At 51.3% G+C, this 15,101-nt stretch carries 16 protein-coding genes and 1 pseudogene; 9 read left to right on the forward strand and 8 right to left on the reverse strand.

Annotated features, from left to right (window positions below):
- Positions 1-126: 126 nt before the first annotated feature.
- From HQ48_RS09545 to HQ48_RS09470, 3 genes and pseudogenes are all read right to left on the reverse strand, one after another.
- The gene (locus HQ48_RS09545; RefSeq protein WP_255360625.1) at positions 127-258 is read right to left on the reverse strand and encodes a hypothetical protein; all 132 of its coding nucleotides are present in this window, start codon (positions 256-258) and stop codon (positions 127-129) included.
- 3 nt (positions 259-261) lie between these two features.
- Positions 262-369, reverse strand: a pseudogene (locus tag HQ48_RS09550) (hotdog domain-containing protein); the annotation flags it as partial.
- 27 nt (positions 370-396) lie between these two features.
- A complete protein-coding gene (locus tag HQ48_RS09470) occupies positions 397-651 on the reverse strand; it encodes a hypothetical protein (protein WP_235300177.1) in 255 nt (84 codons plus the stop codon).
- 389 nt (positions 652-1,040) lie between these two features.
- On the opposite strand from HQ48_RS09470, the gene rpsF reads away from it, so the two are divergent.
- From rpsF to rbfA, 9 genes are all read left to right on the forward strand, one after another.
- The gene (gene rpsF, locus HQ48_RS01545; RefSeq protein WP_044188089.1) at positions 1,041-1,385 is read left to right on the forward strand and encodes a 30S ribosomal protein S6; all 345 of its coding nucleotides are present in this window, start codon (positions 1,041-1,043) and stop codon (positions 1,383-1,385) included.
- Positions 1,386-1,388: 3 nt separating this feature from the next.
- Positions 1,389-1,661, forward strand: a complete 273-nt coding sequence (gene rpsR, locus HQ48_RS01550) for a 30S ribosomal protein S18 (RefSeq protein ID WP_044188091.1) — start codon at positions 1,389-1,391, stop codon at positions 1,659-1,661.
- 25 nt (positions 1,662-1,686) lie between these two features.
- A complete protein-coding gene (gene rplI / locus HQ48_RS01555; protein WP_044231369.1) occupies positions 1,687-2,187 on the forward strand; it encodes a 50S ribosomal protein L9 in 501 nt (166 codons plus the stop codon).
- 245 nt (positions 2,188-2,432) lie between these two features.
- Complete coding sequence (gene rpsU, locus HQ48_RS01560; protein ID WP_044188095.1) at positions 2,433-2,624, forward strand: 30S ribosomal protein S21; 192 nt, start codon at positions 2,433-2,435, stop codon at positions 2,622-2,624.
- A gap of 246 nt (positions 2,625-2,870) precedes the next feature.
- Positions 2,871-3,134 carry a YtxH domain-containing protein gene (locus HQ48_RS01565; protein ID WP_044188097.1) on the forward strand — a complete coding sequence of 88 codons (264 nt, stop codon included), beginning with the start codon at positions 2,871-2,873 and terminating at the stop codon, positions 3,132-3,134.
- A 157-nt stretch (positions 3,135-3,291) separates the two neighbouring features.
- Positions 3,292-4,158 carry a hypothetical protein gene (locus HQ48_RS01570; protein ID WP_152568284.1) on the forward strand — a complete coding sequence of 289 codons (867 nt, stop codon included), beginning with the start codon at positions 3,292-3,294 and terminating at the stop codon, positions 4,156-4,158.
- A 175-nt stretch (positions 4,159-4,333) separates the two neighbouring features.
- Positions 4,334-4,903, forward strand: coding sequence for a superoxide dismutase (locus HQ48_RS01575; protein WP_235300181.1), 570 nt, complete (start codon positions 4,334-4,336; stop codon positions 4,901-4,903).
- Between the two features lie 85 nt (positions 4,904-4,988).
- Positions 4,989-9,485: a translocation/assembly module TamB domain-containing protein gene (locus tag HQ48_RS01580; protein WP_044231371.1), complete on the forward strand. Its 4,497-nt coding sequence runs from the start codon at positions 4,989-4,991 to the stop codon at positions 9,483-9,485.
- 25 nt (positions 9,486-9,510) lie between these two features.
- Positions 9,511-9,846, forward strand: coding sequence for a 30S ribosome-binding factor RbfA (gene rbfA / locus HQ48_RS01585; protein ID WP_044188108.1), 336 nt, complete (start codon positions 9,511-9,513; stop codon positions 9,844-9,846).
- A 77-nt stretch (positions 9,847-9,923) separates the two neighbouring features.
- On the opposite strand, the gene HQ48_RS01590 is transcribed toward rbfA, so the two are convergent.
- From HQ48_RS01590 to trxB, 5 genes are all read right to left on the reverse strand, one after another.
- The gene (locus HQ48_RS01590; protein ID WP_235300182.1) at positions 9,924-10,259 is read right to left on the reverse strand and encodes a tetratricopeptide repeat protein; all 336 of its coding nucleotides are present in this window, start codon (positions 10,257-10,259) and stop codon (positions 9,924-9,926) included.
- The gene (locus HQ48_RS01595) at positions 10,250-10,960 is read right to left on the reverse strand and encodes a tetratricopeptide repeat protein (protein WP_369794295.1); all 711 of its coding nucleotides are present in this window, start codon (positions 10,958-10,960) and stop codon (positions 10,250-10,252) included. Before HQ48_RS01595 ends, HQ48_RS01590 begins: the two co-directional genes overlap by 10 nt.
- Complete coding sequence (locus tag HQ48_RS01600) at positions 10,875-11,966, reverse strand: tetratricopeptide repeat protein (RefSeq protein WP_044231374.1); 1,092 nt, start codon at positions 11,964-11,966, stop codon at positions 10,875-10,877. Before HQ48_RS01600 ends, HQ48_RS01595 begins: the two co-directional genes overlap by 86 nt.
- 39 nt (positions 11,967-12,005) lie before the next feature.
- Positions 12,006-13,961 (reverse strand): LTA synthase family protein, encoded by a 1,956-nt coding sequence (locus HQ48_RS01605; RefSeq protein WP_044231375.1) that lies wholly within the window; start codon positions 13,959-13,961, stop codon positions 12,006-12,008.
- 181 nt (positions 13,962-14,142) lie between these two features.
- On the reverse strand, positions 14,143-15,087 hold the full coding sequence (gene trxB / locus HQ48_RS01610) for a thioredoxin-disulfide reductase (protein WP_044188116.1): 945 nt from the start codon (positions 15,085-15,087) through the stop codon (positions 14,143-14,145).
- Between the last annotated feature and the right edge of the window lie 14 nt (positions 15,088-15,101).

Raw genomic sequence — 15,101 nt, forward strand, 5'->3', positions numbered from 1 at the left:
GTTGGTTTAGTTGCCATGTCGATACAATGTAATTACATATTAAAGATAATAATAATCAGAGATATATACAACGTTTCTAACCGAAAAGAGGCAAAATGCCGTGCAACGGTCTCAATGTGTGATTTGCTATTCTTCTAGTGGGCTACTAGGTGGCTGAAATGCCTTAGATCGTAGTTGCTGATTGGCTAAGGGGAGGAGGACGGAGGTCATCGTCCCCTCGACTGTCGTCTGTCCATTGGCTATTAGCCAGAGATTCATGCAGACTTTTCTGTCTGTTGTGGCTGTAATTTTTGCCCGTAATTCCAGTGATTGACCCATTGGGGTAGGGTGGCGATAGTTAAGATTGAGATTAGCTGTGACGTAGCGCAGGGCTGGTTCGCTCCCTAGTGCTCGGCCCTAGTGCCGGTAGCCAGCCGCAGAGGCTGTCGCATTTCCATGGCAGTCTAGTATCGCCGCGATCAGTCCGCCGTAGACAAATCCGGGGAATCCCCCAGTGTATTCCTCCGAAGGAGTAAAGGTGGCTATCGTTTCGCCTGCTGCTTCGTCCGCCCAATAGCTCAAGATGTGCAGACCATGAGCATTGTCTGTACCACACCCGAAGCAGTGGCTGAATTGAGGAGGATAGTACTCCTGAAAAGCTTTCGATTTCATCTTAATAATATGTATGGAGGTTTGGCTATAACCCACGAAAGGTACATAATACTCTGCACAAATCATTTGTAGGCATTCGGATAAGTAGCTATCTTTGATGTGCCTTTGGGCTATGCAAGTATCGCCGAAAAGGCGCGACCAACTGAAGGAGGTTGGACAATCAAGCCGGCTGAGTATATCCCAAATGTCGTGGGGCTGTGGCAAAATTCATTTTTGCTGCAGCCCCATTTAATACACCTAATAGGTTGCCCAAGTTTGCCTTCGTATTGGCAGCGATTTAGGGTGCTTTACGTTCGAAGTTGTACCGAGTGCTACGGCTAATTGCGTGGGTGTGATATTTTTTGTACCTTTGTCGCCGTTATTTAACAAACTAACAGTATCAATAAACAATGAACAATTACGAAACCGTTTTCATTTTAACTCCCGTTTTGTCTGAGGTTCAGATGAAGGAAGCGGTAGACAAGTTTATCGGTCTGCTCCAGAAAGAAGGAGCCGAGATCGTAAACCACGAGAATTGGGGTCTGAAGAAGTTGGCCTATCCAATCCAGAAGAAGTCTACAGGGTTCTACCAGCTTGTAGAGTTTAAGGCAAACCCAGAGACAATCGCTGTGCTGGAAACTAACTTCCGCCGTGACGAAGCTGTACTTCGCTTCTTGACTTTCCGTCAGGATAAGTTCGCTGCTGAGTACGCTGCTAAGAGAAGAAACTTGAAGTCATCATCTAACGCAAACTAAACAATGGCTGCACCTCAATCAGAAATTCGCTACCTAACTCCACTATCGGTAGACAAGAACAGAAAAAAGTATTGCCGTTTCAAGAAGAGCGGTATCAAGTACATCGACTATAAGGATCCCGACTTCCTCAAGAAGTTCCTCAACGAACAGGGTAAGATCCTTCCACGTCGCATCACCGGGACTTCACTCAAGTTCCAGCGTCGTGTGGCTCAGGCTGTGAAGCGTGCGCGTCACCTAGCTCTGCTGCCTTACGTAACAGACAACATGACTAAGTAATTTTAACGAGAGGAGACAGAATACAATGGAAGTTATTTTGAAAGAAGACGTAGCTGGTCTAGGCTACAAGGACGACGTAGTAACCGTAAAGAATGGTTACGGGCGCAACTTTCTAATCCCTCAAGGTAAGGCTATCATGGCTACGGAGTCTGCCAAGAAGATGTTGGCAGAGAACCTTAAGCAGCGTGCTCACAAACTCGCCGCTATCAAGAAGGAAGCCGAAGAGAAGGCTGCTAAGCTTGAGGGTGTGAAGCTTGTGATCTCTATGAAGACTGGTGCAGCAGGTGCTATCTATGGCTCTGTGACCAACATCCAGATTGCAGAGGAGCTAGCCAAGAAGGGCTTCGATGTAGAGCGTAAGCTCATCACCGTCAAGGGTGTTAAGGAGCTTGGTAGCTACACGGCTATGGTACGCTTCCACAAGGAGGTGTCTGTAGAGGTGCCATTTGAAGTGGTTTCGGAGAATGCTCCTGCTCAGCAGGAGGTAGCTGCGGAGGCTGCTCCTGCTACGGAAGCTCAAGCATAAATCCTACGTTAATAGGACGTTTACAAGAGCTATGCGAAAGGCCTGAGCCTTCTCACATAGCTCTTGATTATTTTGTTGCGATTCTTGCTGTAGAGAGTCCTTTTTGCGTGGCTACGTTGCGGCTATTCTAGGGAGTTTTGGTCTGTGGTTTTGGTGTTTACATAAAGTATAGCTAAATTTGCAGACCCAAACTTGGGTTCTTGCATCAAGAAAGGTATAACATAAATATAAAGAATTAAGTAATTATGATCGTAGTTCCATTAAAAGAGGGCGAAAACATCGAGAAGGCTCTGAAGAAGTTTAAGAGAAAGTTTGAGAGAACGGGTGCAGTGCGTGAACTGCGTGCTCGTCAGGCTTTCATCAAACCTTCTGTTATCAAGCGTAAGAAGATGCAGAAGGCCATCTATGTAAAGCAACTTCAGCAGATCGAAGACTAGTCGTCTGGCGACTCTCGTCGCAGGAGTCTAGAGCCCAAGGGCTACACTCTCTCCTTATATACGGAGCTTATCTGCACCAATCGGATATCCCACTAATGGGGGTATCCGATTGCTTTTTGCAAGATATTTGCGTCGTTTCTGAACAGATGTGCTTCAAAAAGGGTTTAAAAATTAGACAATAATTACTAACTTTACGGAGTAGTTTAATGGTCAAGATAAGTTGTTTTACAAAAAAAGAATAAAATTATGGCTAATTCAAATGGAGGAGGCAAGTTTGCCCTAGGACTGCTCATTGGCGCTGCTGTCGGCGCCGCTGTGGCTTATTTCTCGGATCGTAGTAAGCGTGAGCGCTTCGCAGATGACTTCTCATGCACGGTAGATCGAGCTCGTGATAGTATCGTAGAGGGGTACTACGAAGCCAAAGATCGCTACGACCGCTATCGCAAGCGCCTAAGCCACGAAACGGAGGAGCTACTCAGCGAGGTGCGTGACGAGATCAACGATCTCTAGGCCTACAGCTCTTGGGCTACCTGCCTCGCGGATCTTGGTAGCTGTGTATCTAGTGCAGTAATCTCAAGCGTGGCCATGCCCCTTGGGATTGCTGTTTTTTAGTAGTATTAGGAGTTCGTAGAAAGCTCTGCTCTTACCCAAATTATTCGTAGAAACTATGATGACAACCGAACGCCAAGCGCTCAATAAGCTCTCTCAGGCATCTGTCTCCCTGCTAAGAAGTAAGCTCAACCAAGGGCTCAGCTTCTTGGGGCTTCGTGGTGCCCAAACGACGAGTCAAATCGTCCAGTATGTGATACTGGTTTTTTTGCTCTGGCATCTCTTCCTTTTCCTCAATATCGCCCTCGGGCTGTATATCGCTGAGATCTATCAAGCTTCTCAAGCCGTGGGATTGCTGATTGTGGCTGCGGGCTATGCCGTCCTAATCCTACTATATATATTGCTCAGAGGGGTGATACAATCCTATGTGCAGAACCGTGTGGCTCGTAAGGCTATTGATGCGATCGATGCTATCAATAAGCAGATCGACACAGAGCCATGGCTCGTGGTATCGCCTGCCTATAGGGAGGAGTGTGTCATCGCCAGCGAGAAGGCCTATGATGATCTCTCCTGTCGCTCTCTAGAGGCTCAGCGAAAATCTGAGGTAGCTAGACACGATGTGGAGGTAGGTGTGCGTTATGTCCAAGAGAACTATGCCGACATTGCTATCAGCTTGATCGGCGAACGTCTCGAGCAAGTTGTGCCAGCCTATCGCTATGTGGCTCCGCTGGTGCGCCAGTTTAGCTCCAAGGAGCGAACTAAGCTCAGTACCAACGTGCAGACAGCACGCTTGCGCTCCAAGGCCTATCAGCCCAAGGAAGATGGTCTGCTGACTAGGGGCTTCAATTATGTGCGCCCCTATATGCCCTACTTGGGTGTGGCATATAATATCGCTCGCCCCGTCGTTTCGGCTTTCTTGATGACACAGACCCGTGGTATACTCTGGAAGGCTCTAGGGTTTTTCCTTAGGAAGAAACGTAAATAGACATTCATTCAATGGTTAATTTCATCAAATAGATTTAGTACAAAATATGCTTACAGTTATGCTAAGTGGCTTGCTTTTGGCAGGCTCTTTGGCGGGACAGCCTGCCCTAGCAAGCACTCCAGCTCCACATCACAAGGTAAAGGCCGAGGCCGCAGAGGCGCATCGCTTCGAGCTGATGAAGCTTCCATACGCTACCGATGCCCTGGAACCAGTGATCAGTAAGGCTACGGTCGAGCTACACCACGGCAAGCACTTGCAGGGCTATGTCAACAACCTCAATCGCCTCAAAGCAGGTACTGTGTTTGAGCACGTGACCGATTTGGTGAGCATCGTCAAGCAGAGTAAGGGGGGGATATTCGATAATGCTGGTCAGCTCCTCAATCATAACCTCTACTTTGCTCAGTTCTCCCCCAAGCCACAAGCACTCTCAGGAGCATTGGCCGAGGCCATCAAGAAGCAGTGGGGTAGCGAGGCCGAGTTCCGTGCTGCTTTTGAGCGTGAGGGCATGACGCTCTTTGGCTCTGGTTGGCTCTGGCTCGCCTCGGACAAGGCTGGCACACTCTCTATCGTCAAGGAGGCCAATGGGAGTAACCCAGTAGTTCGTGACCTAACACCACTGTTAGGCGTAGACCTGTGGGAACACGCCTACTACCTCGACTATCAGAATAAGCGTGCCGATCACCTCAAGGCTCTCTGGCGCATCATTGACTGGCAAGTGGTAGGCCAACGCTACGACCAAAGATAGAGGAGCGACTAGGATATTAGTAACCCATTCGGTGGGAGCATTAGCTCTATTCCCAACGCTACATCTAAGAAGATCTGAGTAATCGATGAGCTATTGGCAGATCAATAGGCGTGTACTCGGTAGGCTCCGCGTCGCATTCATTGCGATGGCGGTGCTTGCCTTTTTGTACATACTCCCCTCGTTGCTCTTCCTTATACCAAGTATTCAGCGTAGCGCTGGCGATCGGGTCGCCCATACGTTGGGCAAGCTTCTCGGCACAGAGGTGTCGATTGGGCGTGTCAGTGTCGATGGTTGGCTCGACTTGTCGGTCGATGATATTCTGGTATTGGATAGCCTTAGCCGTCCAGCTCTCAAGGCCGATCGTTTGCTTGCTGGTATCGAGCTCTCGGACTTGATCCTAAGCCAGAGCTTGAGGGTTAGCTCAGCGCGCCTTTTTGGGGCATCAATTCATCTGATTGTAGATAGTGCTTCGGGACGGCTCAACGTCCAGCCCATTCTAGAGCGGCTGAGTGGCTCGGACGAGGATTCGTCTTCGCTCGTCGTAGACATCAATACGATCATTCTGCGTGACGCCTCTATCAGTCTACAGCGAAAGACGGGGCAGATACTTGCACTTGAGCGGCTGAATACGAAGATCCGCCGCCTCAATTTCGCCCCCAATCAGTTTGGTGGAGTCGTGGACGAATTGAACTTCTCTACCTCATGGGGCTTTGTTCTCAGGGATATGAAGGCTCAGATCGAGGGGCGTGAGAGCCGCATTACTCTGAGCAATCTTGGTCTTCAGCTCGACGAGAGCGAGATCTCTATCCCACGCCTCACCCTCAATACCTCCCGAGAGGGTTTGGCGATCGTTGAGGAGCTAGATCTAAGACGCATGGAGCTCTCGGCCGGAGATATTGCACCATTCTATGCCCCACTAGAGGCTCTAGGGCAGGCTAAGCTCTCCGTGCAAGCCAAGCTACTGGGCCAACGCGACCATATTGATGTCGAGGAGTGGCAGATGCGTCTGGACAATCGTATGTATCTCAATAGCCAAGGGCAAATTCATCTAGATAGCCTTGGGCAATTTGAGGGGGCGGATTTGCATACCAGTCCGCTCCAACTATCCTCTTCACTGGTATTGCTTTTGCCTAAGTTCATTCCGAATTTTAGTTTGACGGAGCAATTGGCTGCTCTCTCCTCACTCGGGCAAGTGAGCTATCAGGGAGGGTTCAAGATCCGTCTAAACGAATTGCTTGCGGTGGACGGCCTACTCAGTACAGGCCTCGGACGTTGGCAAACGTTTGCGCTCTTGGAACGTATGGATCTAGGGCAGGAGTTCGTTCGTCTGAAGCTCAGTACGCCACGCTTCGATGCAGCTCCGCTCATTGGTCAGACCATGCAGCTAGGCCTATTGTCAGGAGCGTTGGAGCTCGAGGCCAATCGACCCGATAGCCTCTCTGCATGGCAGGCAGCAGGTCGTGTGGATATTGAGCAACTTGCTTGGCGTGGCTACACCTATCGTGACTTACAAGCCACGATTACGAACCCACGAACTGGACGCTATCAGCTAGATCTACACTCGGCCGACCCCAATGCTCAGCTCACGGCGGAGGCCTCATTCTCTCTAACTGGCTCTACACCTCGAGATTTGACATTGGGCGTCGTGAGCGAAGGTATTAACCTTGGGCATCTAGGGCTAGAGGATGGTGAGCTATCTCGTTACTTTACTTTCGATGCTGAGGCACATTTGTCTTCTCTAGATATGCAGGAGGCAGTGGGCACACTTAGGCTGAAGCACTTCTCGCTCGTTGAGCGAGCGGATAGTATGACCCTACGAGATCTTTACCTTAGTCTGAGCAAGGACGAGCATCAACGCTACCTCTCGGCTGTCGCTCCGTGGCTCTCGCTTAGTCTAGTGGGGGACTATCAGCTTACTGAGCTACCTAACCGAATGGTGCATTCGTTCTATCGACATATTCCCCTGCTGCATCACATTGCCCCAGTTAAGAGGAATAGCGACCGCGCACAGTGGGCACGCCTAGAGCTCAAGGTCGATAGCCTGCCTCGCCACCTCGACCGTCATCTTGGGCTTTCGCTTGCCCTCACAGAGCCACTCAGCCTCTCGGGGAGCTACGACGAGGCCAAAGACCACCTTGCTCTTACCCTCTCGGCTAAGGATATGGAGCTATCTCAGCATCGTTTGCGGGATCTGCAGCTATCTCTTGTGGACAATCGGATAGAGGCTAGTGGTGACGTCAAGCTCCTCGGTGGGGGAGCTCTCCTCGGATCTAAGCTCTCACTTGCCTCAAGTGGCGACAGCGTAGAGCTCAAACTGAATCTAGGCCGTGAGGCTGATGGGCAGGAGAATGGCGTCCTTCACCTCTCTACACTTCTAGAAGCAGCCTCTAGCCGAGTCGCTAGCTGGGAAGACTTGCGGGCCAAACTCCGTCTATACCCCTCCAAGTTACGTATTCACTCTGCTCTGTGGCACCTAGCTCCAGCTCATGCCGATTTGTCTGCCCAATCCGTCGCCATACACGGTCTGAGGTTGCAGACCGAGGGGCGTAGCCTAAGGGTAGACGGTTCGCTCGGTAAGCTACCCGGCGATGAGATCGTCGCTCAACTAGAGAATATCAATCTGCGCTACATACTCGAGGCATCGGGCATTGACTTTACGATGATCGAAACCGATCTGACGGGCACAGCTCGTGCTCGTCTAGATGGCGATGTCATCAGAGCCGAAGCGCAGGTAACTAGCCCGAATTTCCATCTCTCGGGTTACGATGTCGCAGCGATTGATGTCGGGCTGAACTGGAATAATGAAGATATGAACCTCAACCTACACGGCTGGGTCAATCAGTTCGCTGGCGGGCGCTCACGTGTGGACGGACATATTCGCCTCGAACCCCCCGCAGGGATAGATCTACAGTTCAAGGCCGAGCAGTTTGACCTTGGCTTCGTACATGTATTCACAGACGGATTTCTCAGTACCATTGGCGGACGAGGCACGGGCTCGGTAAGGCTCTTTGGTCCCTTCGAGCGGGGTGTGACCGTGGCGGGCGAAGCGCAAGTAGACGGGGGCGAAGTCGGAATTAAGATTTTAGGGACTAAGTACTTTTTTGACCAGAAACTGCGCTTCACGCCTGAGCGCATGATCTTCGATAAGCTCCGTCTAAGGGACGAATCTGGGCGGGCGGGGACACTCGAGGGCTATATTGGGCACGATCACTTCGGCGACTTCGACATCCAACTACGTGCCTACGACATTGACCGCCTTAAGCTCCTACAGACCACGACCAATAGAGATATACCCGTCTACGGCACGGCGTACGGCTCTGGTCAGGCGACGCTACGAGGCAATGAGGATCGTCTCTCGATCGATCTGGCACTCTCCAGTGAGGCGGGTACGGATCTGACACTCGACTTCAACCCCGTGCAGATTGGCCGTGAGGAGAGCTTGATGCGCTTCCGACCACTACGCTCCGATAGCCTGCTCTATCAGACCGATACACTTGCCCTTGCCCTAGAGGAGCAGCCTATGGCGTTTGATATGAAGATGAACCTCACCGTGACGCCAGAGGCCAAGATGACTCTGCGCCTTGGCTACGATGGCAACAACGAAATCAAAGGCCGTGGAGAGGGTAATCTGATGATTAACGTACCCAATCTAGGAGAATCCACCGTCTTCGGGAGCCTCGACATTACCGAGGGGCTCTACACCTTCCGCCTAGAGCAGCTTGCGCATAAGCGCTTCACCATCGCCGAGGGCGGAGAGATCGTCTTCCGTGGCAATCCGATGCAGGCCAATCTTGACCTAAAGGCGGTCTACGCGCTGACGGCTAACATCGCCGACCTAGACGAAGACCTTGCCCTCGATGCACGGCGAACGAACATCCCCGTGCACTGTATGCTCGGCATTACGGGCGAAATCACGCACCCCAATGTCCGCTTTGCTCTGGAACTCCCGGGAGTAGACTCTGAGCTAGAGCGCCGTGTCCGCTCGCTGCTGAATACAGACGATGCGGTGATGCGCCAGATGCTATACCTGATTGCTCTTGGTAAGTTCTACACGCCCGATCAGCTCGCCCGTGAAGGCAAGAATACGACGAGCAACTGGACTGCTGTGGCCTCCTCTGCCCTCTCGGAGCAACTGTCGTATCTGCTAGGCAACTTAAGCGAAACGATCAACATCGGCACGAGCATCAAGACGCGCAATACCGCCTTCGAGGATACAGATATTGAGCTCTTGCTCTCGGGGAGCTGGTTCGACAATCGCCTGCTCTTCAGTGCCAACGTCGGCTACCACGACAATCCATATCTCAACAATACGTACATTGGCGAGTTCGATATTGAGTATAAGCTCAACCGACCCGGCACGATTCGCCTCAAGGGCTACAACCACTACAACCAGATGTACCAGTATCTGCGTCAGGGGCTGACGACCCAAGGGTTTGGCATTCTCTTTAGGCAACGCTTCGACCGCCTAGGCGATCTTTTCTCCCCTGCTAAGAGTCGTATCAGACCGCCTCGCATCCTGCCTCTAGATACACTTCCGTCGGATGCAGTACCTTTGCAGGTGCGATCATCAATAGTAGAGTAACATAATAATAAGACAAAAGATAAGTATGGATAATACCCGTATGAGCCGTATCAATCGGCTTCTGCAGAAAGAAATCAGCGATCTCTTTCGCCAACAAACCTCGGCGATGCCGGGCGTACTCGTGACCGTCACCTCGGTTACTGTTAGCCCCGATTTGAGCATTGCACGTGTTCGTCTCTCGATCTTCCCTACCGAGCGAGGCAAGGAGCTCCTCGCGAATATCCGAGAGAATACCAAAACGATTCGTTACGACCTAGGTCAGCGCGTGCGCACTCAGCTACGTAAGCTACCAGACCTATCCTTCTACATCGACGATTCGCTCGACTATCTAGAGCGCATCGACGAGCTACTCAAGAAGTAGCCTACATTTATTCGAGTAAAAGCTAAGGGGGCTGTGCCGAAGTATTGACTTCGTGCGCAGCCCCCTTGCTTTGATTTTTAGTGCTCTTTGAGACGCTTGTCTATTATTTCTAGTAATCTTTTTGCCTTGGGATGTTCAGAGTATTTGAGTAGGATAGCCTTCGCCTCCTCAAGTTCTCCCGTCGGCTTACCCAGCGAGACAACACCCATCACAAGTGTGCTGGCATAGTCTATTCCGTAGGCTTGGGGATTGAGACTTGCTAGCTCTTGGCGGATGTTGCGAGCTTCTTGATAAGCCTCTTCGGCCTTTTCTTTCATCCCTAGCTTCCAGTAGAGGATAGCTAGGTTCTGTTGAGTCATCGCCACATCGGGTTTGTATGCCTGTGGATTCTTGTCCGCCAACTCTAGGCGTATTTTGAGTGCTTCCTCGTAATGCGTTTGTGCTTTCTTAAGCTCTCCGAGGTTTTTGAGTAAGNGCGTATTTTGAGTGCTTCCTCGTAATGCGTTTGTGCTTTCTTAAGCTCTCCGATATCGCTGAGTAAGTTCCCTAAGTTATTTAGAGTTGTCGCCACATCGGGTTTGTATACCTGTGGATTCTTGTCCGCCAACTCTAGGCGTATTTTGAGTGCTTCCTCGTAATGCGTTTGTGCTTTCTTAAGCTCTCCGAGGTTTTTGAGTAAGATCCCTAAGTTATTTAGAGTCGTCGCCACATCGGGGTTGTATGCCTGTGGATTCTTGTCCGCCAACTCTAGGCGTATTTTGAGTGCTTCCTCGTAATGCGTTTGTGCTTTCTTAAGCTCTCCGATATCGCTGAGTAAGNATGCCTGTGGATTCTTGTCCGCCAACTCTAGGCGTATTTTGAGTGCTTCCTCGTAATGCGTTTGTGCTTTCTTAAGCTCTCCGATATCGCTGAGTAAGATCCCCAAGTTATTTAGAGTCGTCGCCACATAGGGGTTGTGTGCCTGTGGATTCTTGTCCGCCAACTCTAGGCGTATTTTGAGTGCTTCCTCGTAATGCGTTTGTGCTTTCTTAAGCTCTCCGATATCGCTGAGTAAGTTNGCGTATTTTGAGTGCTTCCTCGTAATGCGTTTGTGCTTTCTTAAGCTCTCCGATATCGCTGAGTAAGTTCCCTAAGTTATTTAGAGTTGTCGCCACATGGGGCTTGTATGCCTCTGGATGTTTTTTCCAAAAATCCCGGTATATCTGTAGTGCCTCCTCGTAATGGCTCCTAGCTTGATCAAACTCATTGAGATTTTGGAGTAAGAGAGCATAATTGAAGTGATATTCTGCTGTTGGAGCTAACTCAAGCAGACGCTCGTAGAAACCGCAAGCTTCCTTGAAGGAGAACTGCAGCTGAGCAGCCTCTATTAGCTCCTCAAGGAGCCTAGTCTCTTCCTGTATCTCTTTCTGTCGCTTCCGCTCCTTGAACTCCTCGTGGATAGCGGTCAAGCTTCGCTTACTCTCTCCTGCCAACACTCGCTTAATGTCCTCTAGGGTCTCAGCAAGATAATTGTCACCAGTCGCTCTCAACCGTTGTATTTCCTCAGTCAGGTTATGGGTATAATCGAAGAAGAATTTTACAAACTCAGCGATCAGCTGCTTGACCTCTTCGCTGGGGATGCGCTTCGTGTGGAGCATTTCCTCCAGAGCCAAATCTGTCGCTACTTGTCCCTCCTTGAGTGGAAGTTCTCGAAGAAGGGCTCGGAGCTCCTCTGGCTTTATCCCGACTCCCTCCAATATACTCATAATCCTTTCTAGTTCCTCGTGCGTCTTGCGGTGCCCCAAAATATTTTGCTCTTCGCTCCTTGCCTGCTCGTCCGCTCTTAGGGTCATCAGATAATTGTGCGCAGCAGGTTGCTCGCTCAGCCTTTTCTTGAGGCAGTCGATAAACTCTTGAGTGTCTGTATTTGGTGTCTTGTATGCAGAGGGATTCTTGAGGTACTCATCTTTTGCTCGTTGTAGACGGAGTCGATCGCTAAAGCTCGCACCATTGGGCATATAGTCGTTGAGTGCAAGCTGGAAAGCCTCTTCTATTTCACTGTCTGCTTGTGGCGAGGTAAAGAACCTCTTAAACTTATTAAATAAGTACTTGAGTATCTCGCCTATAATCGAGAGATCCATTGTATCAACCTATTGTGTACGATATAGTCAAAGTTAAAACTAGGGCTTGACCTGCAGTTTGTCCTCTCGCATACGCTGGCTAAACTGCTGTAGGTAGCTCTGCATCAGAGGTAGAAGCTCACCGAGAGCCTCGGAGTCGCTATGCTGGAGGTCGGTCTGCAAATGCGGATCTTGCTTGTAGTTGTACAGAGCAATGACTCTCTCGCCATCGAACTGTAGCAGATAATCCCCACGCACCATCTGATATGCTCCGTCTAGTGTGCTCATCGCCCAGTGGTCGGCATTGCTGTCAAGCATATTATGCCCAAACGCCACGACGGGCGCATCTAGCCCGAGTAGGTCGAGGAGCGTGGGCATCAGGTCGGCTTGCTGGACGATCGTCGTGCTATCTCGCCCAACGAGTTGCCCCGAGGGGTCGAAGAAAATCATCGGTATGCGGAAGAGGCCTCTAGAGTTCTTATACTCCTCGAGATGCCCCGGCACGGCATGGTCAGCCGTGATGACGAAGAGCGTATTCTTGTACCAAGGCATCTGCTTAGCTCGCTCGAAGAAGCGTTTGAGCGCATAGTCGGTATAGCGGACGCAGCGGTGAATGGGTATAGGCCCATGTGCGAAGACGTCCTCGTACTGCGCAGGCAGCTGGTAGGGCTCGTGCGAAGTGGTGGTAAATTCGCCTGCGAAGAATGGTTCACGCAGCGTACCAATCTTCTCGCATACAAACTGCAAGAAGGGCTCGTCCCAAATCCCCCATTTCCCATCGTACTGGCTATCATCGCCAAACTCGGTCTTGCCGTAGTACTGCTCGAAGCCCAGCTGACGAGCCATGGCATCGAAGCCCATCGAGCCATTGGGAGCATTGTGGAAGAAAGCCGTCTGATAGCCTGCTTGGCGAGCGATCTCTACGACCGAGCTGATGCGATTGCCAGAGTAGGGCGATAGCACGAACGAGCTCTGTGGCTTGGGGATCGATGCCATCAGGTTGGGCATAGCGTCAATCGACTTGCCTCCACCTGCGTAGCCGCACTCGAAGTAGTAGCTGTGTTGCAGTAGCGAATCGATAAAAGGCGTATAGCCCTCGTAGCCTTCGATGTCACGATTCAGCGCTCCGACCCACTCGCGTGCCATACTCTCCCAGATGATGAGTACTACGTTGCGCCCCTTCATTAACCCAGTGTACTGCGTACTATCGCTTCTGAGGCGTACTGGGTCGAAAAGTGCCCTAGCCCTCTGCTCGTCCATAAACCGATAGTCTGGCAGGACGAACTTATCCGCCAGACGTATCATCATGAAGGGAGTGTTGAGTACCATAGCTCTCTGCTCGGCTCTATCGACATAGGCAGAGGCATTGGCAGGGGAGATAGGTCGAGTAGCTGCAAGGAAGCCTCCACGCATCGCCCCGATGAGTAGGGCTATAGAGCCAGCCGCTAGGGCAACCGAGCCTGCATAGTAGAGCCAAGGGCTACGCACTAGCACGGTCTGGGTGGGGCGAGTTCGACGATACAGCCATACCCATATCAGCACGATGACGATGCCGATGAGCGTAATGCCCCAGTAGCTCCAAAGGAAGTGGACGAAGTTGAAAGGATTCTCGTTGCCAAACTCCTCAAAGACGGATAGGCTGGTGCGTCTGCCGCTGAAGCGATAGTAGACCACATCGCCAAGGTTGAGGATCAACATCGGTATATTGGATAGCCAATAGATCCAATCGGTGAAGCGCTGATAGCTGGCGCTGCTCCTCATACGCAAGGGCAGTAGATGCAGTACGATGACCAGCAGGTTGGTGTAGGCAATGGCCGAAGCGTCGAATCTGAGCCCACCGAGCATAATCTGGTTGAAGCTCGCCCAGCTGTCTATGCCCAATAGGTCCTTGTTGTAGAAGTAGAAAATGAGCCTACATAGGGTATAGACTGCAAAAACTAAACCTAGCCTAAGGGCCAGAGCACCGTAGATGCTACCCCAGATGCGCCCTTTGCCCTTCTCTGTATTTATATTCATCTTGTATTCATTGCCTAACGAGGCTCAAAGGTACAGCTTTGTCCCCACTCCACCCACGAGGTAGAGTGGAGGGTACAAGTCGCAACTCGTCTTGATGCGCCTGTCTAGATATATTGGGAAAGGCGGTATGCCGAGATTTATGCCCCGACACACCGCCTTCTGCTCTCTACTGTGATGATGCCTAGAGGCCCTGCTCGCTTAGATAGCGCTCTGCCTCGATCGCTGCTTTGCAGCCAGATGCAGCAGCCGTTACCGCTTGGCGATAGTGTGGATCTGCCACGTCGCCTGCGGCATAGACGCCCGGTACATTGGTGCGAGGCGAGTGGCCCTCTGTGATGATGTAGCCAGTTTCGTCTAGCTTGAGGTAGTCGGCGAATAGGCCAGAGTTGGGGGTATGGCCAATGGCTAGGAAGAAGCCGTCAATGGCGATATCTACCTGCTCCTCGTCGGGCTCTCCCTTGCGCTTAACCAGATGAGCGCCTTCTACACCATTCTCCCCGAATAGACCTACCGTATTGTGCTCAAAGAGGATCGTGATGTTCTCTGCTTTGCGTACACGCTCCTGCATAATCTCGGAAGCACGGAGGTAGTTTTTGCGCACGATCATGTAGACGTGCTTGGCTAGGCTAGCTAGATATAGGGCTTCCTCGCAGGCTGTGTCGCCACCACCCACTACGGCTACTACCTTATTGCGATAGAAGAACCCGTCGCACGTAGCACATGCCGACACGCCCATACCCGCATACTTGGCTTCGTCCTCTAAGCCAAGGTACTTGGCTGTAGCCCCTGTAGAGATAATCACCGTGTCGGCTGTGATCTCTTCACCTGTGTCGAATGTAATGAGGTAGGGGGCCTTGGATAGGTCGGCCTTGACTGCGATGCCTCGGCGAATCTCAGCGCCGAAACGCTCGGATTGCTTGCGTAGGTCGGTCATGAGGGACGTCCCCGTGGTGCCCTCGGGGTACCCGGGAAAGTTCTCTACCTCGGTCGTTGTGGTCAGCTGACCACCGGGCTGTATCCCCTCGTATAGGAGGGGGGATAGGTTGGCACGTGATGCATAGATAGCGGCTGTGTAGCCTGCTGGACCAGATCCGATGATCAGGCAGCGACGATGTTCTCTGCTCATATATGGTTTAATGT

It is taken from the genome of Porphyromonas sp. COT-290 OH3588 (assembly GCF_000769075.1).
GTDB lineage: Bacteria > Bacteroidota > Bacteroidia > Bacteroidales > Porphyromonadaceae > Porphyromonas.